The sequence below is a fragment of the Bradyrhizobium sp. Mp27 genome (assembly GCF_029953005.1).
Lineage (GTDB): Bacteria > Pseudomonadota > Alphaproteobacteria > Rhizobiales > Xanthobacteraceae > Bradyrhizobium > Bradyrhizobium barranii.
Window position 1 is genome coordinate 1 of sequence record NZ_JASAUS010000195.1, and the last position, 10,886, is coordinate 10,886.

Below are 10,886 nucleotides of genomic sequence, written 5' to 3' on the forward strand. Positions count from 1 at the left end.
CGTCGTTGCCGCCTCCATACCCCCCGCCAACGATTTGCAAACACGTTGATCAACAGACTGCAATCCCCACGCCAAACCTTTGCGAGTGGGACGCGAACGTCGCTTACGATGGCCCGCTGGTCTCTCCGTGTTCAGGCCCGCTACATCAAGGCCGGCCAGCCGCCAGGCTACCATGATCGCCTCAAGACGATCCGCGCACTCTACGCCGCGTGGACTCACGAGGAGGCGACCGTCTGGCAGATGTAGATCGGGCTCCAGAGGCTTGGCAGCGCCAACGTCCGCTCAGTGCCGCGAGCCGTTCTTGTCGATCTCGACCCTGAAGCCATCGGGCATGCGGGGCGTCTCGCCCTCCGCCGGACAATTGCAGGTCGAGCAGGGCATGCCGGCGCCGCCGCAGTTGCAGGCGCGCGCACCAAGTCAGCCCAAATGCGAGTCCGCGCCGTCGAGGACGCGGATGTAGGTTCCGTTCTCGTGATAGAAGATCGCCGGGTGTCCCGGAACAGGACGGAGCGTTGATTTTCTCGATGTGGATGCGGCCGTCCTAGACGGCTGGGTGCTGGATGCGATCTCGACCAATCCGCCGGGACGCGTCAGCGGCGAGGTCCAGCGGTCGCTATCCTTCTAGAAAGAGCGACCGATGTGCGGTCCAGCGCCCAGCGTGGTCGCTACATGACACTAAGGACAGTCGGACGGCAGCGAGACTGGGACGCCTTTCGCAATCCTGGCACTCAACATGACGGTCTGACCACAAGACTCCTGCAATTCAACGAGCCGATGGACCTGGGGGAAATAGTTCATCTCCAAGCTCATTTGGCTTTCTGGCAATCAGCCCCGATCTAGGGTCTCGAGGTAAGCGGCGACCATGATTCGTTTGCCTGTGGCGAGTTGCTGGTAGGCCCCGGGTGGCGGAACGAGAATCCGGACGTCCTGGAACCCCAGTCGACTGAGTGTCCAGCACAATCCTTTGGGCGAGGGATAAAACACGATGTCGCTCGCGCTTCCGTCAATGTTGTCGGGGTTTCCTGCAAAGACACCCCAGTACCCGTGCATGTAGTTGGTTGCTGTCCAATCACCTGAGTCGATACGGCCTTCCAGGTCCAGAATGGTGCACTGGGTCTCGATCAGAAGCACCTTGCGCGTCATCTCGCGGCAGCGGCGCAATACGCCGATCGGGTTCTCAAGATTATACATGAGGCCAAAGTTGATCACGATGTCCGCCGGTTCAAACTTTCCGGACGCCATCGTCTCAACGTTGTCCTGGACGAATTTGACGTGATCAGCGCCCAGGCACTCTGCCATGAGCCTGGCGCTTTCAACGTGACGAGCCTGATATTCGATACCAACGACGGATTTGCAGTGCTTCGCCAATTCCAAGGAAAACCATCCCTGGTGGGACGCAATGTCAATTGCCGAAAGAGAGTCCGGATACTTCGCGAACAGCGGCTCGAGCTCGGCAATCATCATATCCCGGCGGGTGCGGTGGATGTGCTCGACCACTTCGGGAATGTAGAGCTTCGTCCGGCGACCGGATGGCAGCGCAAAATCGTAGAACCACTCCTGAGAGAGAATGCGCTCTTCCAGGGAGGAATCTTGCATAGGACCTGAACTCATATCAATTCGCCTCCTGCAGCCGGGACCATCTGGGTCAAAGACATTTCGGCCATTTCCATCGCGATCATCACGCCGTTTCGGAAGGGGGAGTGGACGTCGAATAAAATGGCATCATGCAGCCAGTGATGCTGCACATGCTCTTCGGGAGTGCCCGACGCGAGCGCCAGCGTGATCGAGTATCGGCCTGTGCCAAGGTTGGGTAGTCGGAACCCAAAACGTGCTTCCAGCCGGTCGCCTGGTCGGCACAACAGCGGTGCCGATGCATAGCGGAGAAAGGTATTGTCCCCAAGCAGGGGCTGGCCGAGCCGATCCTTGATGATGAAGCCGGCGATGGGAGCATAGGTCTCGGCTTTGATGTTGATGCGGGCGGTAATCAGCAGATGCTCACCACCCTCGATCCAGCCTGGCCGCTGCCCGTCGGGATCGGTAAGAGAGGCCTCGTAGATTTCGGCCTGGCCGCTGCCAAAGCTGGCGCTCTCCGTCAGTGCGTTGAAGACGGCCGCGCTGTGATCTTCCGGCGGCAAGGGCAGGGCCACTTTCGGCCGTCGGACGGGTGGGGCGTCAGCCTCGATGGGACCTGGGTCCGATGCGGTCGGGTGTCCGTCATTTTCCGCTACCATTGGCTTGACTGGGGGCATCGCAGGATCGGCACTTCCTATCGCCTGACTCATGATCGAGGCGGAATAAGCCTCGCACACGTCCTTCGCGGTCCCTTCACAGACCAGGTTTCCCTTGTCGATCCAGATGGCACGATCGCAGAGGCTCATGACTGCCCCGGTGTCGTGCCCGCAGAAAAGGATCGTGCCTCGTTCGCGGAACCGACGGAGCCAGCGCAGACATTTCTGGGAGAAATAGGCATCTCCAACCGCAAGGGCTTCGTCAATGATTAGGATCTCGGCGTCGACATGCGCGATTACGGCGAACGCGAGACGCATGACCATGCCCGTCGAGTAGGTCTTGACGGGCTGATCAACAAATTCGCCTATCTCCGCAAATGCCAAAATGTCATCTAGACGCGCCTCGGCTTCCTCCCGCTTTAGGCCCAGGATGTTCGCATTGAGAAACACATTTTCGCGTCCGGTGAACTCGGGATTGAAGCCGGAGCCAAGTTCGAGAATGGCCGCGACTTTTCCGTGGACGGAGCTGGTGCCTCCTGTTGGAGAGAGCGTGCCGCACACGAGCTTGAGGAGGGTCGATTTCCCCGAGCCGTTGCGCCCGATGATGGCAATGCTCTCGCCGCGCTTCACTCGAAAGGATACGTCCCGGAGCGCCCAGAACTTCGTGAAGTAGGACCGCTCTCGCAGCGAGATGCCGAGCAGGCTGGCGAGCGGCTGCACAACGCTCTGTGCTCTCGGCACGAGCGCCTGCCACAGGCGGTACATCGGATCGGGGTAGATCAGATACGCCTTTGACAGCCGTTCGACGACAATTGCTTCCTCAGAGGACATCGGAAAAGCCCGGCCGTAGTCGTTGGAAGACCCAAAACGCGAATGCAAGCGCCGCGGATGCCCACGCCAGAAATAGTCCTAACCGAAGGAAGTCAGGCGAGTGTCCATAAAGAACAACCGCACGGGCTTGTTCCACTGCCAGGGTCAGCGGGTTTACGGTGACCAACCACCGGATTTTCTCTGGCACGGATTCGAGCGGATAGAAGATAGGCGTCAGGAAAAGGCTGGCTGTCACCAATAAGCCAAGCATCTGAGAGATGTCGCGAACGTAGGTGCCGAGCGCAGCAAAGAGGAAGACAAGAGCGATCACGAAAATCAGGAACGGCAGCAAGACAACGGGTAGTAGCATGACCGTTGGATGGAAGCTGCCGTTTAGCAGGGTGTTTCCGACGAGCACGATAGCAAGTCCGATCGCGGCATTGATGAGCGCCGTGCCCACGGCCACTACGGGCAAAATCTCGAGCGGAAAGACCACGCGCGTGACGTAGTTGGCATTGCCGACAATGAGAGAAGGCGCCCGGGAGACCGCTTCAGCGAAAATCGTGTGAACGATCATTCCTGTTAGAAAGATGATGGCATAACCGCTCGTGCCGAGGTCTTCGGCACCTCCCGCCCACCGAGAGCGAAATACGATCGAGAAGACAAAAGTAAACACCATTGCCGTCAGCAGCGGCGTTGCGATTGCCCAGACCGTTCCGAGAATGTGGCCTCGAAAGCGCGCCTCGAACTCCCGCGACACCAGCCGTCCGATGAGAGTGCGGTGCTCCAGGGTGGATCGCCAAAGGTACAAGAGCGAGGTCGGATGCTGTCTCATAGGGTGGCGCCCGGGAAAGGCATGACCGAAGAATGAAGCGGAAAGAGGTGGCTCACCTCAACCGCCTGTGATGAGCGCACAATCATGGGAGAGCCCCCCTAGATGCGGGGACCTGCCACCATACGGCCGCCCCATCAACGGCGCTCAATGGAGCGTCGATCCTGTGGGTGGACCGAAAGTTATCGACAGCCTGGGCGCAGTTCTTCAGGATGTAGTCGTCGATGATAACAAAGCCGCCTGGAGAGACCTTGTGGTAGAGTGCATTCAGAGCCTGAATAGTGCTTTCGTACATGTCACCGTCCAGCCGCAGGACTGCGATCTTTTCGATCGGGGCGGTCGGCAGTGAATCCTTGAACCACCCTTCGACAAACACCACGTTTTCGTCGAGCAGCCCGTAACGTCGGAAATTCCGCTCTACCTCCTCGCGGCTGACGCTAAGCGCGGCAAACGTGGAGTGCGGATCGTTGGCGTCAGCGGGATAGTTCTCCGGATCGGGCGGAGGCAGTCCGCGAAAGCTATCCGCAACGAAAACCCGTCGGGTCGGCTGATGATGTGCCATCAGGATGGCGCGCGCATAAATGCATGTGCCACCACGCCATACCCCTGTTTCGATGAAATCCCCGGGGATCTTCTCGGCGATTGCGCGTTCAAGCAGCATGCGAACATTACGCAAGCGAGCCACGCCAATCATGGTTTCGGCCGTCGCCGGCCAGTCATATCCAACTGCTCGGCGGATCTCGTCCTGCGGCACTGTTCCTGTGCCAGAAATGGCCGCATCACCGTGGAGGGTGCCGGTAAGGACCTTTTCGAGCAGGGTGAGGTAAAGGTCGATGGCAAGGGCGCCGGCTTCGGGTCCCGCGTTCAGTCGTTTGAGTGATGCAATCGCGTCATCCAGGCGGCTGCCGACGGCAAGCAGATTTGCTCCGAGCAACTGAAGCGACCCGGAGATTGCCGCCCGCGTGTCCGTGATCTGGTTGGAAATTACCGTAGCTCGAGAGGAGTCCGCTGATGCATGTTCTTCAGCGCCATGAAGAAGCGAAGATTGAACGGCGTCGAGGGCGCGAAGAATGTCCGCGGCCGCTCCCGCGCTCTCAATATGCTCTGATACCCTCGTAGCACGCTCGTCCATCTGCGTAAGCCTGGCATTCCACGCATCAAAATTGCGCTGAAGAGACGCGTCCATTTCGGAAAGGCTGGATAGAATTGCGTCATGCTGAACTTGCAGTGCCCCATTCCACTCATCCACGTGTCGTTGGAGAGTCTGGCCCACAGCAGAAAGTCCAGCTGAAATTTCGCGATTCTGAATGTGGAGGGTCGCAAGGCGACCTCTCGTTTCTCCGCCAAATGCGCTGGCGAGCCAGTTCCGAATTCGGTTATGCAGCGCCATTCATACGGCCTTCTTTATTTTGGTCACCTACGCAACGGCGCGGTAGCGGACCGAGAACCTTTGCCAGAGTCGCCTTGCGGGTGCTTTCATGCTTGCGGGCAGCCTACGGCCTGCGCGTCGCACAAAACGCTTGATTTTGATAATTGCAGTAGCGGGACGTTCGATCGGCAGCGCGACTGGTACCGAGGTTTCGAAAGACGTCTGCGCAACCTCCGACTCCGCGGGTGGAGCAACAACGGCAGGTTGCTTAATCCCGTCCGCTAAGGCACGAGGTCTTTCCGCCATCACAGCCGCCGCCAAAGCCTCCGCGCGCTCCGCAACCAGCGTCGTAACCAACTGTGAGACGCCTTCAAGCTCTTCAACTGCCGCAGCACTGCGTAGATCGGGCTCCTTTGCCTGACGTTTAGCCAGCTCTTGTATCGAATTGCGAATCGCGTCCTTGGCGAGCCGCGTCGTATGCAGTGAGGCTCCGATGAAGCCTCGCTGTGCGAGGTTTACCGCCAGGTCGAGGAGCGCTACTGCGGCAGGCTTGGAAGATGATCGGCGCAGTTCTTCCGGGGCCAGATTGCCTGCGAAGCGACCGAGCAGCTCATTGCACTCCGTGAGCACAATGTCCTTCATGCGATTTGTGCCTTGACCTTCGTGGCCGCGGGCAAAAACTCCTGCGGACGGCAAATGGACGAACCGGTGCCTGGACGCAAGACGGAACCATAGATCATAGTCCTGGGTGGTCCGCAGGGTCTCATCGAACAAGCCGGACCTGTCGAATGCGGCTTTGGGCACCAGCAATGTGCATCCGTGGAGGATGTTCTGCTCCGTAATGAAATAGCGGAAGTCTTCTGGCGCGACGTGAGGCATCCGCATCAGAGCGGCGTTCTCGACGGAACCAGTGAACACCGAATAATCGCCGTAAACGATGCAGTTGAAAGGATCGGGCTGCTCGGCAAGGAATTCTACCTGACTGGCCACCTTGTCGGCGGAATAGAGATCATCGTGGCTGAGCCAGGAGAACAGTTCGCCCGACATTTCACGGATGCCACGGTTGAGCGCAGAGGCTACGCCGCCATTCGGCTTGCGCACGTAACGGATGCGTTTGCCGTAGCTCAGCGCGATGGCTTCAGTCGCTCCATCATCATTTGAGCCGTCATTCACGACGACAATTTCGACATTGGGATACGTCTGCCTTATGGCGCTATCGATCGCTTCCCGGAGGAAGTCGGCGCCGTTGTAGACTGGGATGACGATAGAGACTTTCGGTTGGAAGTAGAGCGCGGCTTTGTCGGAGAGGGCCTTGCCGGCTGGAGCAAAGCGGGGGTCGGTTGCCATCGCAAATCCATAGTGTTTGTAAAGTCGCCTTGCGCCGGCCTCCAGAATGCCAGGACAAATGTCACTGTCCTCTTTCATAACTTTGGACACGTATTGGTTAACAGCTGCGGCCATGGTTTCGGGATCCTGGCTGCCGAGAATGTTGCCTGAGTGAGTGCGCACCAGGCAGGTTACTGCGTCGATAGCTCCGAACAGGTGATGCTTGGCGATTCGCCGCCACAGATCCGTATCCTCAAAGCGATGCATTGCTTCATCGAAGACCCCGGTCTCGTCTAACACCGCATGGCGCACCATTACTGTGGGGAGTGTGATGGTCACGGGCTGGAAGAATGCGATGTCGGGGTAAATGTTTCCGGAAACCGAGGCGCGATAGACGAAGTTGAGGCTGTCTCCGTTGTCACCGATGCATGAGGCAGAGGTGTAGACGGCGGCATAATCCGGGTGCTCGTCAAGGAACTGCACCTGCTTCGCCAGCTTTGCCGGAAGATAAAGGTCGTCGGAATCCTGGAAGGTAATGTAATCTCCGCGTGCATGTTGCAAAGCGAAGTTGCGCGCGCTGGAGCGGCCTTTGTTCGGCTGTGAGAAGCACCTCAAGCGCGGGTCATCAAAGCTGCCAAGAACCGCTGGCGTCTCATCGGTCGAGCCATCGTCGACGACGATCAACTCGAAATCCCGGTATGTCTGATCTAGCACGCTCGCAATTGCGCATCTGACCAGGCCGGCGCGATTGTAGGTAGGCAGTATGACTGAAACACGGGGGGATTGTGTCATCTAGGGCGCCTCAAATTGGCAGAACTTCCGGCAGGTCGGCGATCCGCCAGAGCCCGAGGCTCTTGTCGGACCAGTGGCCATCCCACTCGGTGCAATTTTCATTGATGATGCGTATCGGCTTCGGAAAATTGAATGGGGGCAACGACAGGTTTAGAGGTCGCCATTCTCCGGTCTCGATCTGAGCGTTTTCGGGTCGCAGCGGAAACGTCGTCGTGAGGATGTAGCCCGACCCGCTGGCGCGAAGATTGCCGTAAGCCGATCGAATGTGCTCAAACGAAAAATGGACAAGTAAATCGCGACAAAGAACCAGATCAACTTTCGGGATTTGCTCCTGGGCCACATCGTGCACGATGAATCGACGGTGATCATTGCCATACTTCGTCTGGTTGGTGGCAATCAGTTCGGGAACGATGTCCGCGCCGATGTAGTCGATTCCGAGATCAACGAAGCGCATCCAATTGAAGTCGCCGCAAGGCAAGTCCAGCATTGAGCGCGCGCCCACCGTGGCGATGATTTCGGGTATCACGGCCCGAATGGTGGTAGTCTGGGATAGCTCCCCACCTTCGCCGGACCGAGAGTCAGCGCTGCCCCATTTGTTTTCGTGGAAGATACGATCAAAGACGTCCCGCAATGCAGTTCCCCCCGCCTTGCCTAGGCATTTTCAGCCCCATTACCCAAAGTCGACAGCTAACGCAACGGTTTGGCGTACAATCGGACACTACCTGGGAGACTAATCAGGGTGCCTCTCGAGCAAGTTTCGGTAGTCCTGCACGACCTCGCGCTTCAGCACGGAAGCGTCGAGCCGGTTTGAGACCAAGGTCCAATTCATCTCAGCAGCCGTGTCCACGAGCTCGTCCTTGGAAAGGGCCTCGCGGATCCGGTCGGCAATAACCCCTACGTCATCAGGTGGTATCGAAAAACCGGTCTTTCCATCTTGGATCCATTCCTCGCAGCACGAGGTGTTGGTCTGAATTGGGAAAGCGCCCAAGGCCATCGCCTCGAGCATCGACGTGCTTATTGCATCCGAGACGCTGACGCCGAGGTAGCACCGTGCCGCAGCAAACAGTCGTAGCATCCTTGAGTGCTCGGCATATTGCAGGATTTCGATGTCCAGGTCGTAATATTTCCGCAGTTCGTCAACGCGCAGATAGATCGGTTCGGAAGGCGAGAAAACCAGGATCTTGTAGCCGGTCAACGCATCAGAGGCTTTGGCGAGAGCATCGAGCGCAACAAGTGCCCGGCCCGCGAAATGCTGGTAGCCCTTGACCATGATGAGACGACGCTTGGATGGCGGGCGCAGCGAACGCAATTGCTTGACGGCCGGCAGGTCAAAGCCGCCGGAATTTGGCTTGACCGGCAGCACCTCGGCACCCATCCCCAGACTTTGAGCGATCTCAACGTCTCTGTGACATTCGCAGCTATAGTAGTCTATCGAGGAGAGCAGCTCACGTATCTGCTTCTCATGGGACGGGAAGTGCCTGTAGTAGAAGACGTCGCTGCCCCAGTTGGTTGCCAGCCATTTCGGGAACTTGGCTTCACCAATGAGCTTCCTGGCCTCCAGCACGTTGTATCCGCAGTGCTGAAACTCCATTGAGTGGATCAGATCGGGCTTCAACTTTCTTATGAGGCGCGCGAGCACATGTGGACCATAGGCGAGCGGTGCCTGGGCGCCAGAAGCTCCGAGAGGTGTCTTGAAGCCGTTGGCCACCCGCGCAAACCTCGTGGGCATCGGGATCGGAAAGATGGGGCGCTCTACGACTGAACCGTTGATTTGTCCTTGATCGCCTTTGATGTTGAACACACATCGTCGTGCAAATCGCTCCGTCGCGGCCAGTGCGGCCCGCGGACGGACAGTGAACCATGGCTGATGGATGGTTATGTTGCGGAACTCTGGAAGCGCCGGCATTGAATTGACGGGGAACAAGTGCAGATCCCACCCCTGATCCGCAATCATGTTAACCCATCGTGCCGCATGCGGGCTGGCCTGCATCGCAACAAAGAGAATCCGGGGTTTCTTCACGCGATGACCCGTTCAAAGATCGACTTGTAATGGCGCGCAATGGTGTCGGCCGACAGCGTCTCCGCGACCGCTTCATTACGCCAGGTCGCGCTTCCTTTGGTCTGGATGTGGTCGAATGCCTGTTCCAAGGCCTGCGAAATGTCGTCAACGTTACCTGGCTCGGCATGCCAGCATCCGAGTGATCGGGTGAAATCTCTTGCCGCCCCTGGCGGAACGAGAGCAAGGATTGGTGAGCCTGATCCGACATAGTCGGCAAGCTTGCTCGGAAGGAATAAGTTCGCCTTTACGTCGGCTTCGATGAGCACAAGCAGATCCGCACCGGCCATGTATCTGAGCGATTCGAGGTATCCGACGTGCGGCGCATTGTCGATCATGCCGTTGGGCAAGGAGGACGCGGCGTCCGAGATAAGCATGGCAGGCTCAACCGGGCCGACAAGCTCAAGCGAAAATACGCTTGCCAGCTCCGGTCGTCTTGCCAGCAGACTTCGTACTGCTCCGAAGAATGGCTCCGGCGTCCGACGGCCGAACAGAGTTCCGACATAACGGATCACAAAGCGATCGCGCGATCGGGGCTCTCGAATTTCGTACAGTGAGCGATCGTAACAATGCTCGACGACCGAAAATCTGCTCTTGTCGGCGGTGCTGACCGCGTTCGCCATCATTCGCATCGAATAATGGGAGCTATGTATAATCGCGTCGGCAAGCGGGACGGCTCGCTGCTCGAAGTGGGAATTCCAGCGATTTGTGCTCCAGTGACGCTCCAAGGGGTTCCCGGCCCATGGGTCGCTGAACTGCGCGATCCATCTCACGCCAGGATGCTCGCTCTTGAGTTCCATCATCACCTGATTAACGGAATGAAATGGAGACCACGTCAGGATTGCATCGTAGCGGGCGAGATCGAGGCTGAGCAACGCATGAAGAGTTTGACAGCTGTAGGTCGCCATAAGGTCAGGCAGCCGCAAAAGTTCACCACACTTCAACGTCCAGGAGCCGGTCTTTTTATAGTCGTCGACAAAGATTTTCTTCTCAAAGATGGTATCCGCGTAGGAGACCAGATCGTCGCTCAGCGGAAGGATGGAAGGAAAATTCCGGACCGTCACGACGTCAGCTGAGACGCCAAGTTTGGTCATCGCCGCCATCGGCTTGAGGGCCACCGGGGTCATCTGAACGTGAAGCGGAGGAAACGCGTAGGTCAGAACAAGAATTCGCACGCTGCCATCCGGTAACCAATGATGCTATCTGAAGAATGACTTGATGGTCAGCGCAGTCTCATCAGGTTGGTCTTCTTGCGTCAACCTCATGCTGGGCGGTAGCCAGACAATGCTGAGCCGCAGGATTTCGCCGTGTTGGTGAAAAAATGTCACACTCAAAAGGAAAAACTGGCAACGGCAAGGACCGTCTAGCCCGTCCTATTCGTGAGAGTGCGGCTTTTGGGCCCGATTGATGCGGCCGCACATCTTGTCTGACGAGGCGCACAGGATTGCCTTCGGCTTTTCGCCGCCTGACGAC

Annotated in this window: 10 protein-coding genes; 2 read left to right on the top strand and 8 right to left on the bottom strand. The window is 57.9% G+C overall.

The features are described from left to right. The first annotated feature begins 108 nt into the window (after positions 1-108). Both QJT78_RS44420 and QJT78_RS44425 read left to right on the top strand, forming a co-directional pair. Positions 109-246, top strand: coding sequence for a hypothetical protein (locus tag QJT78_RS44420; RefSeq protein WP_157791239.1), 138 nt, complete (start codon positions 109-111; stop codon positions 244-246). A gap of 55 nt (positions 247-301) precedes the next feature. Beyond that, positions 302-460: a hypothetical protein gene (locus tag QJT78_RS44425; RefSeq protein WP_157791240.1), complete on the top strand. Its 159-nt coding sequence runs from the start codon at positions 302-304 to the stop codon at positions 458-460. Between the two features lie 365 nt (positions 461-825). Here the strand turns inward: QJT78_RS44425 and QJT78_RS44430 are convergent, their stop codons facing one another. From QJT78_RS44430 to QJT78_RS44465, 8 genes are all read right to left on the bottom strand, one after another. Next, the gene (locus QJT78_RS44430; protein ID WP_080586825.1) at positions 826-1,611 is read right to left on the bottom strand and encodes a class I SAM-dependent methyltransferase; all 786 of its coding nucleotides are present in this window, start codon (positions 1,609-1,611) and stop codon (positions 826-828) included. Continuing rightward, on the bottom strand, positions 1,608-3,059 hold the full coding sequence (locus QJT78_RS44435; RefSeq protein ID WP_038945298.1) for an ABC transporter ATP-binding protein: 1,452 nt from the start codon (positions 3,057-3,059) through the stop codon (positions 1,608-1,610). Before QJT78_RS44435 ends, QJT78_RS44430 begins: the two co-directional genes overlap by 4 nt. Further along, on the bottom strand, positions 3,049-3,873 hold the full coding sequence (locus QJT78_RS44440) for an ABC transporter permease (RefSeq protein WP_028153895.1): 825 nt from the start codon (positions 3,871-3,873) through the stop codon (positions 3,049-3,051). The genes QJT78_RS44435 and QJT78_RS44440 overlap by 11 nt, the downstream gene beginning before the upstream one ends. A gap of 82 nt (positions 3,874-3,955) precedes the next feature. Further along, positions 3,956-5,260 carry a TylF/MycF/NovP-related O-methyltransferase gene (locus tag QJT78_RS44445; RefSeq protein WP_240537807.1) on the bottom strand — a complete coding sequence of 435 codons (1,305 nt, stop codon included), beginning with the start codon at positions 5,258-5,260 and terminating at the stop codon, positions 3,956-3,958. Between the two features lie 27 nt (positions 5,261-5,287). Next, the gene (locus QJT78_RS44450) at positions 5,288-7,357 is read right to left on the bottom strand and encodes a glycosyltransferase family 2 protein (protein WP_281460633.1); all 2,070 of its coding nucleotides are present in this window, start codon (positions 7,355-7,357) and stop codon (positions 5,288-5,290) included. 10 nt (positions 7,358-7,367) lie between these two features. Then, positions 7,368-7,988 carry a class I SAM-dependent methyltransferase gene (locus QJT78_RS44455; protein WP_155258177.1) on the bottom strand — a complete coding sequence of 207 codons (621 nt, stop codon included), beginning with the start codon at positions 7,986-7,988 and terminating at the stop codon, positions 7,368-7,370. Positions 7,989-8,087: 99 nt separating this feature from the next. After that, positions 8,088-9,377 (bottom strand): glycosyltransferase family 4 protein, encoded by a 1,290-nt coding sequence (locus QJT78_RS44460; RefSeq protein WP_038945302.1) that lies wholly within the window; start codon positions 9,375-9,377, stop codon positions 8,088-8,090. Further along, positions 9,374-10,588, bottom strand: a complete 1,215-nt coding sequence (locus QJT78_RS44465) for a hypothetical protein (RefSeq protein WP_155258176.1) — start codon at positions 10,586-10,588, stop codon at positions 9,374-9,376. Before QJT78_RS44465 ends, QJT78_RS44460 begins: the two co-directional genes overlap by 4 nt. Between the last annotated feature and the right edge of the window lie 298 nt (positions 10,589-10,886).